The 18,541-nt window shown below is 33.8% G+C and carries 16 protein-coding genes; 8 read left to right on the forward strand and 8 right to left on the reverse strand.

The annotated features are described in order from the left end of the window. Positions 1-62: 62 nt before the first annotated feature. From FNW17_RS14225 to rluF, 4 genes are all read left to right on the forward strand, one after another. Positions 63-1,121, forward strand: a complete 1,059-nt coding sequence (locus tag FNW17_RS14225) for a Nif3-like dinuclear metal center hexameric protein (RefSeq protein WP_143391029.1) — start codon at positions 63-65, stop codon at positions 1,119-1,121. 10 nt (positions 1,122-1,131) lie between these two features. Continuing rightward, on the forward strand, positions 1,132-1,911 hold the full coding sequence (locus FNW17_RS14230; RefSeq protein WP_143390993.1) for a zinc ribbon domain-containing protein: 780 nt from the start codon (positions 1,132-1,134) through the stop codon (positions 1,909-1,911). Between the two features lie 103 nt (positions 1,912-2,014). Next, positions 2,015-2,863, forward strand: a complete 849-nt coding sequence (locus FNW17_RS14235; protein WP_143390992.1) for an alpha/beta fold hydrolase — start codon at positions 2,015-2,017, stop codon at positions 2,861-2,863. A gap of 223 nt (positions 2,864-3,086) precedes the next feature. Further along, positions 3,087-3,899 carry a 23S rRNA pseudouridine(2604) synthase RluF gene (rluF, locus tag FNW17_RS14240; protein ID WP_143390991.1) on the forward strand — a complete coding sequence of 271 codons (813 nt, stop codon included), beginning with the start codon at positions 3,087-3,089 and terminating at the stop codon, positions 3,897-3,899. Between the two features lie 45 nt (positions 3,900-3,944). Here the strand turns inward: rluF and FNW17_RS14245 are convergent, their stop codons facing one another. The 7 genes from FNW17_RS14245 to argS form a co-directional block, all read right to left on the reverse strand. After that, a complete protein-coding gene (locus tag FNW17_RS14245; protein WP_143390990.1) occupies positions 3,945-5,333 on the reverse strand; it encodes a DUF4153 domain-containing protein in 1,389 nt (462 codons plus the stop codon). 141 nt (positions 5,334-5,474) lie between these two features. Further along, positions 5,475-5,768 carry a winged helix-turn-helix domain-containing protein gene (locus tag FNW17_RS14250; protein ID WP_143390989.1) on the reverse strand — a complete coding sequence of 98 codons (294 nt, stop codon included), beginning with the start codon at positions 5,766-5,768 and terminating at the stop codon, positions 5,475-5,477. A gap of 9 nt (positions 5,769-5,777) precedes the next feature. Beyond that, positions 5,778-6,392: a hypothetical protein gene (locus FNW17_RS14255; protein WP_144071990.1), complete on the reverse strand. Its 615-nt coding sequence runs from the start codon at positions 6,390-6,392 to the stop codon at positions 5,778-5,780. Between the two features lie 142 nt (positions 6,393-6,534). Beyond that, positions 6,535-7,416: a bifunctional 5,10-methylenetetrahydrofolate dehydrogenase/5,10-methenyltetrahydrofolate cyclohydrolase gene (locus FNW17_RS14260; protein ID WP_143390987.1), complete on the reverse strand. Its 882-nt coding sequence runs from the start codon at positions 7,414-7,416 to the stop codon at positions 6,535-6,537. 125 nt (positions 7,417-7,541) lie between these two features. Further along, positions 7,542-8,900 (reverse strand): signal recognition particle protein, encoded by a 1,359-nt coding sequence (gene ffh / locus FNW17_RS14265; protein WP_143390986.1) that lies wholly within the window; start codon positions 8,898-8,900, stop codon positions 7,542-7,544. Positions 8,901-9,040: 140 nt separating this feature from the next. Continuing rightward, positions 9,041-9,757: a hypothetical protein gene (locus FNW17_RS14270; RefSeq protein WP_144071991.1), complete on the reverse strand. Its 717-nt coding sequence runs from the start codon at positions 9,755-9,757 to the stop codon at positions 9,041-9,043. A gap of 53 nt (positions 9,758-9,810) precedes the next feature. After that, on the reverse strand, positions 9,811-11,601 hold the full coding sequence (gene argS, locus FNW17_RS14275; RefSeq protein ID WP_144071992.1) for an arginine--tRNA ligase: 1,791 nt from the start codon (positions 11,599-11,601) through the stop codon (positions 9,811-9,813). Positions 11,602-11,838: 237 nt separating this feature from the next. Between argS and FNW17_RS14280 the strand changes: the two genes are divergently transcribed. Together FNW17_RS14280 and FNW17_RS14285 are read left to right on the forward strand one after the other, a co-directional pair. Then, a complete protein-coding gene (locus FNW17_RS14280) occupies positions 11,839-16,086 on the forward strand; it encodes a T9SS type B sorting domain-containing protein (RefSeq protein ID WP_144071993.1) in 4,248 nt (1,415 codons plus the stop codon). 100 nt (positions 16,087-16,186) lie between these two features. Continuing rightward, positions 16,187-16,417, forward strand: a complete 231-nt coding sequence (locus FNW17_RS14285) for a DUF3820 family protein (protein ID WP_143390983.1) — start codon at positions 16,187-16,189, stop codon at positions 16,415-16,417. 10 nt (positions 16,418-16,427) lie between these two features. On the opposite strand, the gene FNW17_RS14290 is transcribed toward FNW17_RS14285, so the two are convergent. Then, positions 16,428-16,871, reverse strand: a complete 444-nt coding sequence (locus FNW17_RS14290) for a DUF4268 domain-containing protein (RefSeq protein WP_143390982.1) — start codon at positions 16,869-16,871, stop codon at positions 16,428-16,430. Positions 16,872-17,027: 156 nt separating this feature from the next. On the opposite strand from FNW17_RS14290, the gene FNW17_RS14295 reads away from it, so the two are divergent. Together FNW17_RS14295 and FNW17_RS14300 are read left to right on the forward strand one after the other, a co-directional pair. Continuing rightward, complete coding sequence (locus FNW17_RS14295; RefSeq protein WP_144071994.1) at positions 17,028-17,666, forward strand: NUDIX hydrolase; 639 nt, start codon at positions 17,028-17,030, stop codon at positions 17,664-17,666. Between the two features lie 53 nt (positions 17,667-17,719). Next, positions 17,720-18,529 (forward strand): lysophospholipid acyltransferase family protein, encoded by an 810-nt coding sequence (locus tag FNW17_RS14300; RefSeq protein ID WP_144071995.1) that lies wholly within the window; start codon positions 17,720-17,722, stop codon positions 18,527-18,529. Positions 18,530-18,541 lie beyond the last annotated feature (12 nt).

Genomic DNA, 18,541 nt, shown 5'->3' on the forward strand with positions numbered 1-18,541 from the left:
CGAACACCATAAAAATAAATAAAGTGAGTAAAATTAAAGAAATAATTTCCGTACTCGAAGAAATGGCGCCGCTCGCCTATGCCGAAGATTTTGACAATGTAGGTTTATTAGTTGGAGACAAAGACTCGGAAGCCACTGGAGTTTTGGTTTGCCACGATGCTTTGGAAACCGTGATTGACGAAGCTATTGCAAAAAAATGCAATTTGGTGGTTTGCTTTCATCCTATTTTATTTTCAGGATTGAAGAAAATTACAGGCAAAAACTATGTGGAACGTTCCGTAATCAAAGCTATAAAAAATGATATTGCCATTTATGCCGTTCACACCGCATTGGACAATCATCAAGACGGCGTAAACAAAATATTTTGTGAAGCTTTGGGTTTAACCAATACTAAAATCCTGATTCCAAAGTCGAATTTTATTCGAAAATTAGTGACTTATACAATTTCAGAAAACGCCGAAAAATTACGAAATTCCTTGTTTGACGCTGGTGCAGGAAACATTGGCAATTACGAAAATTGTAGTTTCAACTCGAAAGGAATTGGCACTTATATGGGTAACGAACACAGCAATCCCGAATTTGGAGAGCGATTTGAATTTATGGAAAGTGAGGAAATTAAAATCGAAGTGACTTTCGAAAAACATTTGGAAAACAAAATTCTGAAAGCCCTTTTCAAAAATCACGTTTATGAAGAAGTGGCTTATGAAATTTATGATTTACAGAACAAAAATCAAAATGTGGGATTGGGAATGATTGGAGAATTGCCCGTTCCAATGGAAGAAAAAGATTTTCTACAGTTTGTAAAAGACAAAATGCAAGCCGATGGCATTCGACACAGTATGTATTTAGGTAAACCAATAAAAAAAGTAGCGGTTCTTGGAGGTTCTGGAAGTTTTGCCATAAAAAATGCTATTCAGGCTGGAGCAGATGCTTTTTTGACCGCCGATTTAAAGTATCATCAATTTTATGAAGCTGAAAATCAGTTACTTTTAGCCGATATTGGACATTTTGAAAGCGAACGCTATACAAAAAATTATATTGTTGATTTTCTTCGGAAAAAAATCCTTAATTTTGCAATCGTTTTATCAGAAGAAAATACAAATCCAGTTAAGTACTTATAGACAATAGAATATGGCAGCTACAAAAGAATTGAATGTTGAAGACAAGTTAAGAGCAATTTACGATTTACAATTAATTGACTCTCGAATTGACGAAATTAGAAACGTGAGAGGTGAACTTCCTCTTGAAGTGGAAGATTTAGAAGATGAAGTTGCAGGTTTAAGCACACGTTCAGAAAAATTAAAAAAAGATCTTGAAACTATTGAAGAACTTATTAAAGTAAAGAAAAATTCAATTGATGAGCACAAAGAGGCTATCAAAAGATACACCAAACAACAAGACACTGTTCGTAACAATAGAGAATTCAACTCCTTGACTAAAGAAGTAGAATTTCAAGAATTGGAAATTCAATTGGCCGAGAAGCAAATCAAAGAAATGAAAGCTTCTATTGAGCACAAAAAAGAAATTATTGCACAATCAAAAGAACGATTAGAGACTAAATCGAATCACTTAAAACATAAAAAATCGGAATTAAACGATATTATGTCTGAAACTGCCAAAGAAGAATCATTCTTATCTGATAAATCATCTGAATATAGAAATTTAATCGAAGATAGACTACTAGCAGCTTATGATAGAATTCGTTCTAGTGTTCGCAACGGATTGGCTGTTGTTTCCATTGAAAGAGGAGCATCTGCAGGGTCATTCTTTACGATTCCACCACAAACTCAGGTTGAGATTGCTGCTAGAAAAAAAATCATTACTGATGAACATTCTGGAAGAATTTTGGTTGACAGCGTATTGGCCGAAGAAGAGAAAGAAAAAATGGAACAGCTTTTTGCTAAATTCTAAAAATATTTAAGTCCCGATACTCATCGGGACTTTTTTATATTATATTTAAGTCTGCTATGCAGACTTTTATTTTTTATACTGATACCGTGAAAATTTTATTTTTATGAAAAAAACATTTTACTTTTTGTTCACTAAATCGATTGGGTCATATATCAACCTGATGAGTTTCGTTTTTCCGAGAAAAGCGACTCAAATTGCTCACGGCTATTTTAGCGAACCTAGAAAAGGCAAATTCACCATTGATACTCTTCCTCAAACACTGAAAGAAGCACAATTGGAAACCATTCAGCATAACGAAGATGCCATTCAAACCTACATTTGGAAAGGAAATAATACTATTATATTATTAATTCACGGCTGGGAAAGCAATTCTTCCAGATGGAAAAAAATGTTACCATATCTAAAAAAATCAGGGAGTACTATAATCGCTATCGATGGCCCTGCTCAAGGAATGTCTAGCGGCATAGAATTTACGGTTACAAAATATGCCGAGTTTATTGATATTGCCGCCAAAAAATACCAGCCCAACTATATTATCGGGCATTCTATGGGAGGACAAACGTGTCTTTATTATCAATATAAATATCAAAATCCTAATGTTCAAAAAATAGTCGTTTTGGGTGCTCCAAGTGATTTTAGTATTATTTTAAAGAATTTTACCAATTTGTTAAGTTTAAATAATACTATCACAAAAGCATTAATAAACAAGTACACTCAATATTTAAATCAGCATTTAGACCAATTCAGCTCAAAAGAATTTGTCACAAAAATTGATGTGAAAGGCTTAATTGCACACGATATTGAGGATATGGTAGTATTATTTGACGAAGGTGAAAAAATAGCGGAGTCCTGGAAAGATGTTCAGTTTATAGCTACCAAAGGTTTGGGTCACAAACTCCATGATGATGATTTATATAGAAAAGTATATGCCTTTTTGTTTGAAACAGAATAACTAGTTTAACAAGACATTCGCTTTTAAAAAAGTTTGCCACATATTCACAGATTTTGAGTGTCTTTTCAATATTCTTTCAGTATAAATTTAAAAATCAGTGGTAATTATTTTACTTTTCTGCTTTTTAATTTTGTGAATCTGTGGCAAAAAAAATTAAAACCTTAAAAGCGAATACCGAGCTAGTTTAGAAATTTGAAACAAAATAATTGATTACTTTTGCACTATGGAAGAAAATCTAAAACGTCTTAATAAATTCATAGGAGAAACTGGGTTTTGTTCGCGCCGCGAAGCCGACAAAATCATCGAAGAAGGTCGTGTTACCATCAACGGTGTCGTTCCTGAATTGGGAACCAAAGTTTCGCCAGACGACGAAGTGCGGATTGACGGCAAATTAATACGGGAGAAAAGAGAGAAACCGGTTTACTTGGCTTTCAACAAACCCGTTGGCATTGAATGCACTACCAACTTGGAAGTTCGCAACAATATTGTAGATTACATCAATTATCCCACACGTATTTTTCCTATTGGACGATTAGATAAAGCCAGTGAAGGCTTGATTTTTATGACCAATGACGGCGATATTGTCAACAAAATTCTTCGTGCCAGAAACAATCACGAAAAAGAATATACTGTAACGGTCAACAAACTCATAACCGATCGTTTTATCGAAAAAATGAGCAATGGTGTCCCAATTTTAGACACAATTACCCGAAAATGCAAAGTAGAAAAAATTAGTTCGACCACTTTTAAAATTATATTGACTCAAGGTTTAAACCGCCAGATTCGTAGAATGTGCGAATATTTGGGTTATGAAGTTACCGCTTTGAAACGCATTCGAATCATCAATATTTCATTGGATGTTCCTGTGGGTCGTTATCGCGATTTAACCGATGCCGAAATCAAGGAATTAAACGAATTAATTGAACCTTCAAGCAAAACCGAAGAAGCGAGTTTGCCCAAACAAGAATCCGCAAAACGCAGAACAGAATTCATCAAAAGAGATGATCCAAGGTTTAAAGGAAGAGGTGATTATTAGAGGAAAACAAAACCCAAGGCTTTCGCCATGGGTTTTTGATTTTTATTATTTCTTAGCACTTATAAATTCATAATACAAAGCCTTAGACAGAAAAGATTTTTCTTGATAACGATCAATTTCTTCTTCCCTTGAAACTTCAGGATATTGTCCGTCTAAATTCTTTAATTTAAAATAAGCTCTTCTAGTTTCATCATTAAAATTCACGCTGCTCAAAAACATTGGTTCTACTCCTTTGTTGACCGAAATATTGTAATTCGTAATCAAATTTCCCCAATTGACATAACTGCACAAAAGAATCGTTCCGTAAAAATACCAAACCATTTGGTTAATAAGATACGCGTTTGTTTTTTGTTTTGTAATTTTCAAAAAGGTAAAAACTAAACCAATAATGGCCAAAATCAAAAACGCATAAACCCCTAACCTTTTATAAGTTAATCCAAAGAAGGAAACGTATTCTGAGTTTTTAATAATAGTACTAACAATTAGAATTCCATTTAAGAAAATCCAAATTTTAGACAATCGTTTCAAGTTTTTGGCTTTTTCATCAAAATTAAAACTGCCTTTAAAATAAAACATTATAACCCCAACAGCCATAATAATAGAGAAAATCACAGCATTGACTCTTTCGTGTGTGGCAGCACTCAATTTGGATTTTTCGATAACTTCAAAAAATTGCTCGTAATTATAAGTAGCGATAAAAACCAAGAGCAAACCATTCAGAAGAGCCAAAGTAATCTCGCCACTTCTTCTTTCGAAATCAATATCTAGGAACGAAAAAGTTCGTTGATTTCTAATCGATTTTTCATCTTTAAAATCATTATCTAACATCGAATTATAATCCAAAAAATCTTCTGGTATCCAATAATTCCAAAATGTGAATGAAAGATAAAAACCCAATAACGCAATTAGAATGAGTTGTAAGAAATTCACATCCAGATAATAATCCGTAAATAAAGCCGAAAAATGGTCACTCCCAAAAGCATAAACAGCAAAAAACAACCCGACAAATATCGTTGGAATAATGAAATAAGCAATTAGTTTTTTAGCAAAATCGTTTTTGATTTCTCTCTTGGGAAGCCATTGAGTAAACATCAGCATTCGACCTAACGAAGTAATTCCGTTTAGGAATGCCAACGGAAAAACCTGTACTATTTTCAGATTCGTTTCCTGAGTTTTGAATTGTAAAAAAATAACAGAGAGAGCCAAAGCCAAAAAAGAAACAAAATCTCCGTACCAAGCAAAAGCAATACAAGACAGCACGGATGTAATTACTAGAAGCAGATGTGACCGACTCGTAAATCGATCGGGAAAGAAATAACAAATGATTCCCGTGAGCACTAATCCGAAAATAGCCAGATTCACTCCTACTGACTCGTTGTAAAATAGCAGTGTAAAAATCAAACTGCAAACTAAAATTAATTGATGTGTTTTCATATGTAAGTATTTATTGTTTTTTATCGGTCATATGTAATTCGCATACATAAATTGGAGATAGTAACCAATTTTAGATTACGCTCATTTCATAATTAAATTTAAAAGTACTTTGTTTTTCAAAGTAAATAATTAAAAAAAAGGTTATTTAGTTTTGAATAATTTTTCCAGACTGTTTAAATGGGATACAAAAGAAGCTCTACCTAAATTGGTAACTCGATACGAGGTTTTTGGTTTTTTGCCCACAAATTCTTTTTTGATTTCGATATATGTGCCTTTTTCAAGTGCCGATGAATGACTCGCCAAATTACCATCGGTGATATTCAATAGCGTTTTCATTTCGGTGAAATCTACCCAATCATTGACCATCAGAATAGACATAATACCTAATCGGACACGGCTTTCGAAATCTTTATTTAATTTATCAATGATTCCCATTCGGAGGATTTATTTATATTTTTTGAATACTATTAATCCGTACAAAATATGCAAAACACCAAATCCTATGATCCAAAAAAACAAACCATATCCTAAAAAGAATAGGGAAACACAACCTAAAGCCAGTTCGCAAAATCCTAAATATTTAATGTCCGAAAAAGTATATTTCTCTGTATTAATCAATGCTAAGCCATAAAACAATAAAGTTGCTGGAGCTATTAAAACATAGATTTGATGGTACAAAAGCGCCAAACAAAATATACCTCCAACCACTAAAGGAATCGCTAAATTGACAAGCATTTTTTTGGTAGCCGTGGTCCAAATGGGTAAATTGTATTTTCTGCTTTTACGAATCGTAAAGAAGATTCCAAATGTTAACGCAAAAAACAAAATGATCAAGGCAATAAAAACCAATTCAGAAACTAAATCTACCGAATATAGTTTATGCTCCCCATCAAAATAATCGAGCCCATTGGCTTTAAACAATTGGTACACATACAATCCGCCAATCAAAGCAGATAGACCTGCAAATACTCCTGAGAGTCCACTTAATGAAATAAATCTTGAAGAGCGTTCCATCATAGAACGAATGTGTGATAAATCTTCTTGGTGCTTCTGATTCATAATTAAAGTACTTTGTAATGCAAAGTTATATTATATTTTGAATTAGCAAACATTTTTTTGAAGTATTTATTGAAATAGTAGAAAAACAAACAAGCTTATTCGGTTGAATAGGCTTGTTTGTTGGTTTAATCGTGAAATCTAATTATTTTCTACTTCTAATTTTTCGTGCTAATAATGTATTTTTCAATAACATTGCAATGGTCATTGGTCCTACTCCACCCGGAACTGGAGTGATAAATGATGATTTTGGACTTACACTTGCAAAATCTACATCGCCAGTGATTACATATCCTTTTGGGTGTGAAGCGTCTTCTACTCTAGTAATACCCACATCGATTACAACTACTCCATCTTTGACCATATCGCCTTTCAAATAATTGGGAACACCTAGAGCTGTGATAATAATATCGGCATTTTTGGTGTATTCTTCAATATTTCTTGTTCTACTGTGTGTTAGCGTTACAGTTGAATCTCCTGGATATCCTTTGCGACTCATCAAGATACTCATTGGTCTTCCTACAATATGACTACGACCAATAACTACAGTATGTTTCCCTGCAGTTTCTACTTTGTAACGTTCTAGCAATTCCATTATTCCATAAGGAGTGGCTGGCAAAAATGTTTCCATTTCCAAAGCCATTTTTCCAAAATTGGCAGGATGAAAACCATCGACATCTTTGTCGGGATCAATCGCCATCAGGATTTTTTGTTCGTCGATATGTTTTGGCAAAGGCAATTGAACGATGTAACCATCTAAATCGTCGTCTTCGTTAAGTTCCTTAATTTTATCTAATAATTCTTCTTCTGAAATATTCTCAGACAAAGAGACCAAAGTAGATTCGAAACCTATTTGCTGACACGATTTTACTTTGCTACCCACATAAGTCAAACTAGCACCGTTTGTTCCAACGATAACAGCTGCTAAATGAGGTACTTTTTGTCCATCGGCTTTCATTCTTAGAACTTCGGCAGCGATTTCGTTTTTAATGTCTTCTGATGTTTTTTTTCCGTCTAATAGTTGCATTTTTTTTTAGTTTAAAGGTTTAAGTGTTTAAGTGTTTAAGTGTTATTTATAGGTTTAAGAGTTTATGGGTTTAAACAATGTTAAACTTTTAAACAATTTTAAACAATTTTAAACTTTTAAAATAATTATCTCATTCCCTGCATTCCGCCTGGCATTCCTTTCATATTCCCCATCATTTTCATCATATTCTTTCCGCCTGGGCCTTGCATCATTTTCATCATTTTGCTCATTTGTTCAAACTGTTTCATCAACTGATTTACTTGTTCGACTTTAGTACCTGAACCTTTGGCAATTCTAGCTTTTCGTTTCACATCGATTATAGCTGGTTTTGATCTTTCTTTTGGTGTCATCGAATGAATAATGGCTTCGATATGTTTGAAAGCATCGTCTTCGATTTCGACATCTTTCATCGCTTTTGAAGCTCCTGGAATCATTCCAACCAAGTCTTTCATATTACCCATTTTCTTCACTTGCTGAATTTGGGAAAGGAAATCATCAAAACCAAATTCGTTTTTGGCGATTTTCTTTTGAATTTTTCTAGCTTCTTCCTCATCATAATGCTCTTGTGCTTTTTCTACCAAAGACACCACATCTCCCATTCCTAGGATACGTTCCGCCATACGTTCTGGATAGAACACATCGATGGCATCCATTTTTTCGCCAGTTCCAACAAATTTAATAGGTTTGTTTACTACTGATTTAATAGAAATTGCAGCACCACCACGAGTATCACCGTCTAATTTGGTTAAAACTACACCATCAAAATTTAAAATATCATTGAACGCTTTAGCTGTATTTACGGCATCTTGTCCCGTCATTGCATCAACAACAAACAAGGTTTCTTGTGGTTGAATGGCTTTGTGAACATTCGAAATTTCGGTCATCATCGCTTCATCAACAGCCAAACGACCGGCTGTATCTACAATCACCACATTAAACCCATTGGCTTTAGCGTGTTTGATTGCATTTTGAGCAATTTCGACAGGATTTTTATTTTCTGGTTCTGAATATACTTCAACAGCCATCGAATCTCCAACAACATACAATTGCTGAATTGCAGCAGGACGATAAATATCACAGGCAACCAAAAGTGGTTTTTTCCCTTTTTTGGTTTGCAAATAATTAGCCAATTTTCCAGAAAAAGTAGTCTTACCAGAACCCTGTAATCCCGACATCAAGATAACCGTTGGATTTCCAGAAAGATTGATTCCTGCAACATCGCCACCCATCAATTCGGTAAGTTCATCTTTTACCAACTTGACCAATAATTGTCCCGGTTGAAGCGTTGTTAATACGTTTTGACCAATGGCTTTTTCTTTTACTTTAGTGGTAAAATCTTTGGCAATTTTAAAGTTGACATCGGCATCTAATAAAGCACGACGTACTTCTTTAAGGGTTTCGGCTACGTTAACTTCGGTTATTTTTCCGTGACCTTTAAGTATATGAAAGGCTTTGTCTAATTTATCGCTTAAATTATCGAACATAATGGTAAATATCTTTTATGAGGTGCAAATATAAGCTAAAGTTGTAAAGTCTCAAAGTCACAAACTTGTAAAATTTAGATAATATTCAATAAAAAAACCAGCCGAATAGACTGGTTTTTAAGTAGGTTGTTTAATGAAGATTAATCTTTGTCATCTAAATGTGTTTCATCTTCAAGCAATTCTTTTATTTGATGACCAAAACTTGAATGTCCATCATCACTTCCAGTTGTGATTTCTATGATTCCATCTCCATCAGTATCCAATAATAAACCTTGATTGGCCAATGAATTAATTTTTGCCATTAATACATCTAGTTGTATTTTTATATTTAAAGCAACGCTATTATCATTGATTGCAAAATCTTTGGATGGATCCACAAAATCCATTTCAAGTTCAATATTTTCGGAGCTCCACACAACAAAAGGTTTGTCGTTGATAGTTCCTTTAATCAAAAACGTCTTGCCCAATAAGTCCCCAGCGACAAGGCTTTTAGTAAAATTAAATTTGATTTCTTCATATTTTGCATTTGGAACATCAACAGTTGTAATAAATTGGCTCAAAGGCTTGTTTGGATCTAGTAAATCCAATAAAAAAGGCCCTACTAATTTTACATCTTCATAAGAAGAATCTGTGGAATGCATATCATCTTCCATATCGGTTTCCAATTTAATGTTTCCTATGTTAACCTTAAAATCAGTAATCACTACTGTGGACGCAGCTGTTCGCGAGGTTGAAGAAGTCTTGCCAGTAGAAGAAACTGCGGTAGCTTTTATTGAAACATTACCACTTGTAGAAGCATTGTCTGAACAAGAACTCATTGCTATAGCAATCAAAACAAAAATTGAAAATTTTTTCATAATTATTGGGGTTTAAAATATTATAGTACTTAAACGAAAAAAAACTCTTAATATTACATCCTTTCTGGCACTTCAATTCCCAATAATTGAAAAGCCAATGCAATCGTATCAGCTACCTTTTTTGATAGTTGCACTCTAAATATTTTCTTCTCCAAATCAACTTCACCCAAAATAGAAACAGCTTGATAAAACGAATTATATTCGCGTACCAAATCATAAGTATAATTCGCAATCAAAGCTGGACTGTGATTATGTGCTGCATTTTGAATCGCTTCTGGAAATAATTCAAGTTGTTTAACCAATTCTTTCTCCTTTTCGTGTATCTCGACTACACTCGATTTGACACTATAATCAAAGTTTGCCTTGCGAATAATAGACTGTATTCTGGCGTATGTATATTGAATAAACGAACCTGTATTTCCTGCGAAATCAACTGATTCAGCTGGGTCAAAAAGGATTCGTTTTTTTGGATCCACTTTCAAAATGTAATATTTCAAAGCGCCAAGACCAATAGTTTTGTATAATTTTAATTTTTCTTCGGTAGAATATTCGTCTAATTTTCCTAAATCTTCGGCAATTTTCTGAGATGTATCCGTCATTTCTTGCATTAAATCATCGGCATCTACAACAGTTCCTTCTCTAGATTTCATTTTTCCGGAAGGCAAATCAACCATTCCATAAGACAAATGATAGAGATTTTTAGACCATTCAAAACCTAGTTTTTTCAAGATTAAAAATAATACTTTAAAATGGTAATCTTGCTCATTTCCAACAGTATAAACCATTCCGCCAACATCTGGAAAATCCTTTACACGCTGAATTGCTGTTCCAATATCTTGTGTCATATAAACCGCAGTTCCGTCAGAACGCAACACAATTTTTCGGTCTAAACCTTCATCGGTCAAATCAATCCAAACCGAACCATCGGGATCTTTTTCGAAAATGCCTTTTTCCAAACCAATTTGAACCACGTCTTTTCCTAGCAAATAGGTATTACTTTCGTAATAATATTGATCGAAATCGACTCCTAAATTTTTATAAGTTATTGCAAAACCATCATAAACCCATTGATTCATCATTTTCCAAAGTGAAATAACTTCGGCATCGCCAGCTTCCCATTTCAAGAGCATTTGTTGAGCTTCTAAAATTATTGGTGCTTGTTTTTTGGCTTCGTCTTCGGTTTTTCCTTCCGTGATTAATTGGTTAATTTCTTCTTTATACGTTTTGTCAAAAGCCACATAATAATTTCCAACCAGTTTATCTCCTTTTAATCCTGTTGATTCGGGAGTTTCTCCGTTTCCGTATTTTTGCCAAGCCAACATCGACTTGCAAATATGAATTCCACGGTCGTTGATGATTTGTGTTTTATAAACTTTCTTGCCAGAAGCCTTGATAATTTCGGCAACGGAATATCCCAAAAGATTATTTCGAACGTGACCTAAATGCAAAGGTTTATTAGTGTTTGGAGAAGAATATTCAACCATTACCGCTTTATCTTCTGTCCCGACGCTTCGGGATGGAGTAACGAAACCGTATTTCGGATCAGTCCTGATTTCGTTAAAAAAATTCACATAATATTCATCCGAAATAACAATATTTAAAAATCCAGAAACAACGTTAAAACGGCTCACTTCTGGAACATTTTCGACCAAATAGTTTCCTATTTTATTTCCTAATTCTACTGGATTACTTTTGATAACTTTCAATAAAGGGAAGATTACCATCGTGATATCCCCTTCAAATTCCTTTCGTGTGCTTTGAAATTCGATTTTGCCTATGGTGACGTCAAATAATGCTTGGATAGCTTTTTCGATAGAAGGAGTAAGAATCTGAAATAAAGTCATTTTTCGTATTAATTTTAAGGCTGCAAATATAGGGATTTCAGTGGAAAATTGTTTGTAGTTTCAAATGAAATATATTTAATCTACAACTGTTTTAACTTAATAGAAGTTTGAAAAAAAATTACGACAAATCTTGTTTTATTCTTAGTTCAATTCTAAAAATTATATTGCGTATTTTGTCGATAAAATTAGACTTTTTGTCGATAAAATCATATTTTTGTATAAATAATTTTCTAAAACATGAAATATAGCTTTTTAATATTATTTATACTATTTAGCGTTGGATGTTTTTCGCAGGCTATTAAAGTTGAAAGTAACACTTATACTGTTCCAGAATTAGTTACCTCAGTATTAGTCAATAAATCTTGTGTTCCTGTAAACAACATAAGCTGGAGAACAGGAACTAATTTTGGTTCTACAAATGGAATTGGTTATTTTGAAAATACAAATCCGTCATTTCCGCTCACAAGTGGTGTGATTTTGAGTACTGGAAATGTTGCAAATGCTCCTGGTCCTAACACATCTGATTTAAGTGACGGTAATGATGCTTGGATTGGAGACACTGATTTAGAAGCAACACTTTTAGCAGCTGGAATTACTATGAACTCAACAAATGCAACAGTTTTAGAGTTTGATTTTGTTCCCTTTTCTTCGAACTTTGATTTCAATTTTATATTTGCTTCTGAAGAATACGGTAATTTTCAATGTCAATTTTCAGATGCTTTTGCCTTCTTGTTGACCAACACTTCAACTGGAGTTACTACCAATCTAGCAGTTATACCCAATAGCACGATTCCGATTTCTGTTATAACCATTCGGGAATCATTATATAATTCCTCTTGTTCTTCAGAAAATTCCAGTTTTTTTGGAGCTTTTAATGGAGGTTCAAACTCATCCGCATCGTCAACAAATTTCAATGGTCAAACAATTTCAATGAGTGCTTCTTCAAACACTTTAATTCCAAATACAACGTATCATATCAAATTAGTGATTGCGGACAGAGAAGACAGTAAGTCCGATTCTGGAATATTTTTGGGTGCCAATAGCTTCAATGTTGGGCAAAATGTTTTGGGACCCGATTTGACTTTAGCAGACAAAACTGCCATTTGTGACAATAGCGTTCACACTCTTGATTCAGGATTGAATCCAGCTATTTACTCATTCGCTTGGACATACAACGGAAACAGTATAGGTGGAAATACATCAGATTTATTAGTAACTCAACCCGGTGTTTATGGCCTTACTTACACCATAATTGCAACAAATTGTCCGGTAACAACCGATTTTATAAATATCGAATTTTATGGCCCAATAATTACTCAAGACCCTGTAGATTTATTTCAATGCAATTCTGGACTAGGAAGCTACACTTATGATTTATCCTATAATACTCCTATTTTAAATATTTCTGGAACCCAAATAAGTTATCACTCCACGTTGAATCAGGCAAGTATAGGTACAAACCCATTACCAAATAATTATACCCTCAACACTATTGATTTACCAGCAACAATTTGGGCAAGAATAGTAGATTTGGCAACAAACTGTGTCCTTACAAAAACAATTCAATTAGGACTTACTTCACCACCAATAGCTAATGTACCTAATGACATTACTTTATGTGAAACTACACCGAAATCCAATACTGCTTATTTTAATATTGACTTGCAAACTAATTCAATATTAGGAGGGCAGTCACCTACTATTTATGAGGTTTCCTATTATTCCAATGCTACTGATGCAAACTCCGGAACTAATTCAATAAATGCCTCTGCTCCTTTAGTATCAGGAAATGCAACTATTTTTGCAAGGATTCAGACTACTACTAATACAACATGTTTCAGTACGACTGAATTTAAACTAATCGTAATTCCTAGACCTACATTAGATCTAAAAGAAAATCAATATGTTTGTGATAGTTATATTTTACAACCACTTGTTAATCCCGGAAACTATTATTTTGGTCCAAATCAAGGTTTGCCGATATTAAATGCTGGAGACGTAATTAGTATAGACCAAACTATTTATCTTTATAGTACTACATCTGGAACACCCAGTTGTCCGATAGAAAGTAGTTTCAATATAGAAATAATAACTCCAGAGGATGTGAACCCTGTGGATGTTAAGTCTTGTGATGAATACGAATTACCTTTAACCACATTTGGACTTCGTTATTTTTCGTTGCCAGGTGGTCCAAGCGGTGGCGGAATAGAATTCTCTCAAGGATCAAAAATAACAGCTTCAGGAACAACAACTGTTTATACCTATTTTTCGTCAGTAGATAATAGTTGTATTCGTCAAGGACAATTTGACGTCACTATTTACGTGACACCAATTACTTTGCCTATTACCAATGTTTTTGAATGTATATCCTATACCTTACCTCCATTAACAGTTGGAGATTATTACACTTTAGATACGCTTAATAATATATTCGTACCTGCAGTTTCACCTATAACTACAACAACACAACTTTATGTTTTTGCAATAAATGGAATTTGTAGATCATATCCAATCAGAATATTCACCGTATATATTAAATCTTTAGGTTTGACTGATGTAAATGAATGTATTTCGTATAATTTACCCGCTGCACCTATAGGAGAATATCGAGATGCTCCAAATGGAGGTGGAAACTTAATTCAACCCGGCCTTATAACAACGACAACAAAAATATATACCTATATTGCTGGAGCGGCTTGTGAAACCGATTCATTTACAATCACTATTTATGGTCCATTCCTTTCTACACCTTCTAATATTACTGTTTGTGATAGTTATTTATTACCTACTCAAACTGATGGTGGCGACTATTACACCTTGGCTGGCGGTCCAACAACGTCTGGAAATGTAAAATTGATACCTAATGTAGACACAATAACTAACACTTCAACGGTATATATTTACAAACCATCTACAACAGTTGCTGGTTGTTATAACGAAAAACCTTGGCTCATTACTATCAATGAAAAACCGATAATTGATTCTAGAGCAGATGTAGAACAATGCGACTCCTATGTTTTAAGTCCCTTAACAAATGGAGCCTATTTTGACGATCCAAATGGCGTAAATCCTTTAGCATCAGGAACTACAATAAACACCAATGACAGAATTTATATTTATGCGACACATCCTAATGACCCAAGTTGTTTTAGTGAAAACTTTTTCGATATTTCAATAAACGGAGTTGAAGCAGATCCAATTCCAACCCAATTATCCTATTGTGACAGTTTTACTTTTCCGGCATTGACAACACCAAATAATTTTTATTACGATGCACCGAGAGGACCATTGGGCGGAGGAAATATAATTCCTGCAGGAACTACATTAACTGTGACAACGGTTCTTCCAATGTATTATATTTATTATGAAACTGGCGACCGATTGAATTGTAGTGATGAAAATCCGTTTAGCATTTCTATTACTACTAGACCAATTGCTAATCCTGTAAATCCGATAGAAACCTGCGACACATTTGCAACAAACGACGGGATTTTTGAATTCGATTTGACTGATTTAGCGATTAGAAATCAAGTTTTAAACGGTCAAACTCCTGATGCCAATTTTACGCTCACTTTTTATACTACTTTGGCTGAAGCCAATGATATAAATGCTATTCCTATTGTGAATCCTGCTACTTACCAAAATGACAATCCGTTTTCGGACAGTGTGTGGATTAGAGTAACAAACAATACAACTATATCAACTTGCTTTGATGTTGTCGAATTAAAATTAGTTATAAACCTATTTCCCGATCCTCAATTACTTCCTGAATATTTCATTTGTGAAGACTATGAAACAGGTACTTTACTAAATTCAGCCACTTTAGACACTGGTATTTCAGGAGCAATTTACAGATTCGATTGGACACTTGATGGAGCTCCTTATGGAGGAAACACCTCTTCTATCAGCACATCACAAGTTGGCGATTATGTAGTTACTGCGACAAACACATTAACATTGTGTTCTAAAGCGGTTTCGTCCAAAATCATTAAATATACTCCTTATCTAGAAGTTATTTACAGCGATGCTTTTGTTTATCCCACTTTTATAACAGTAAATGTCTTAGGCTCTGGCTCTGGAAATTATGAATATCAATTGGATACTTTTCCGTTTCAAGACAGCAATACCTTTAATAATTTTGGACCTGGAGAACACCTAATTTCGGTAAGAGACAAAGACGGACATTGCAACCCCGCTCCTGTCAATACTGTAATTATCAATTTCCCTAAATTTTTTACTCCAAATAATGACGGCTATAATGAATTCTGGAATATTCCTCACTTAGCTTTGACCAATCCAAATGCTCCAATATTTATATATAATCGTTATGGAAAATTACTGAAACAAATTAGCCCTTCAAGCGAAGGTTGGAATGGAATGTTCAACGGACAATCTCTTCCTTCGGATGATTATTGGTTCACCGTAGATTATGACGAAAAAGGAAACTCTAAAGTTTTTAAATCGCACTTTAGTTTGAAAAGATAATGATTGCAGATTTTTTTTAATTGATTTCAAATAAATTAGAGCAAAGATTCATAAATTGCTTCTATTAACTATATTCTATATTCTTTTCTCTCTAAACAAAATGGAACAAGACCCAAAACAACTCATCAAACTAGCACATACAAAAATGCCTTTTGGCAAATACGAAGGCCGATATCTTATCGAATTACCGGAATATTATGTGGTTTGGTATTCCAACAAAGGTTTCCCAAAGGGAGAACTTGGACAACAACTGCAATTGGTTTACGAATTAAAACTCAACGGACTCGAGGAGTTAATACGGAATATAAAAAAACGGTATCCAAAACCGTAGAAAATCGTTTTTATGTATTCATTTCCAAATCTCTTATGTAATCACAATATTCAAAAAAGAACATTTCTAAAGCATTCATTTTCTCGAATAAAAAATCAAATATTTCGTCCCAATGACTTCTATTACTAATACTTAACCCGTTTTTTTCGACCCAAATTCTGCTGATAGTTTTACCGCTTTCAAGAGTAAAGTTTTTCTCAAAAACCAAATCTTTGACAAAATCATCTTCCAAAATGGTTTTCAGGGATTCTAGTTTTTCGAAATAGATTATTCGTATTTCGTCGTTTCGATGTTCAATATCAATTAAAACTTGAGCTTTTTTGTTGTCGGCATAAAATTTAAACGAAAAGTCCTTGATTTTGGTGTCGTACAAAATCCATTTTCTCGGATATTTTTCGGCAAAATCAATCCAAAATTCCCGCTTCAATCTTTGTACTTCTTCTTTGCTATACATTTTGGGTTTGTTGTTTGTAGTTTATAGTTTTTGAAATTTTCATTACCATTGCCATTGAAATTGCCATTGAAATTGTGATTGTTATTGCTATTTGTTCTTAATTTTTTTTACACTATATTTATAACTGTTTCCAATATACAAAAATAGGTTTTGATTATGGATTTTCAAGATTTTTTAGAATATGTTCCAAAATTAGTAGCAGTTACCCTGCCCGCTAAAGAAGCTCATTTTAAAATGGCTCCTTTAGAGAGAATAGAAAGCTTAAAAAATCTCAATTTTGACAGCATAAATCCAAAAAACGCTGCTGTAATGATGTTATTTTATCCTAAAAAAGGAAGAACGCATTTGGTTCTCATAGTCCGAAATTCTTATGAAGGTGTCCATTCAGCCCAAATTGCATTTCCAGGAGGAAAATACGAAACCCTAGATGTAACTTTTGAGAAAACAGCCTTGAGAGAAACACACGAAGAAATCGGAATCCATCCTGAGAGTATAGAAATTATTATGCCTTTTACCAATTTATACATCCAACCTAGCAATTTTATGGTATATCCTTTTTTAGGAATTTGCAAAGATGAAATTGTTTTTACTCCAGATAGAAATGAAGTGGTGAATATTATTGAATTGCCTTTGAATGATTTTTTGAATGACGATTTAATTATAACCACTACAATGTCAACTTCTTATGCGAAAAACATTGAAATACCAGCTTTCAAAATTAATGAATATATAGTTTGGGGAGCTACGGCAATGATGTTAAACGAATTGAAAGAAGTCCTAAAAAAAGTGCTATAAATTTATAATTTCGTATGTTTGCCGTCCAAATATTTTTTTTTACACAATTATTTATGGTTTTATTTAAGAGAAATCCTTTTGGACACATTCTAGTTGTTAAACGATTTTTAATACAAGTTTTTGCAGTTTTAACCCATAGACGGTATAGAGGTTTCAATAGTTTACAAATAGAAGGTTCAGAAATAATAACTACACTACCTGATACTAACGTACTTTTCATATCCAATCATCAAACTTATTTTGCTGATGTGGTAGCCATGTTTCATGTTTTTAATGCCAGTTTGAGCGGCCGTCAAGATACTATAAAAAACATTGGATACATTTGGAAACCCAAATTGAATATCTATTATGTAGCTGCAAAAGAGACCATGCAAGCTGGATTATTGCCTAGAATCTTGTGTTATGTAGGTGCGATAACTGTCGAAAGAACTTGGCGTTCTTGTGGAAAAGACGTCACCGAAAAACGAGATGTGAATCCAAACGACACCGAAAATATTAAAATTGCATTGAGTGATGGTTGGGTAATCACTTTTCCGCAGGGTACGACAAAATCATTCAAACCCGTTCGAAAAGGTACTGCACACATCATCAAACAGCACCGACCTATTGTGGTTCCAATTGTTATTGATGGATTCCGTCGTTCGTTCGACAAAAAAGGGTTACGAATGAAAAAGAAGGATATACTTCAATCTTTTATCATCAAACCACCATTAGAAATAGATTATGACAACGATACAATAGATCAAATTGTCGAAAAAATTGAATTTGCCATTGAGCAACATCCTTCCTTTTTGAAAGTGATTCCTACCGAAGAACTTAAAGCCGCCGAAGAGCTAAACAAATTGCGACGATGGGAATATTAACAAAAAAGAGTT

This window comes from Flavobacterium franklandianum (assembly GCF_007097365.1).
Classification (GTDB): domain Bacteria; phylum Bacteroidota; class Bacteroidia; order Flavobacteriales; family Flavobacteriaceae; genus Flavobacterium; species Flavobacterium franklandianum.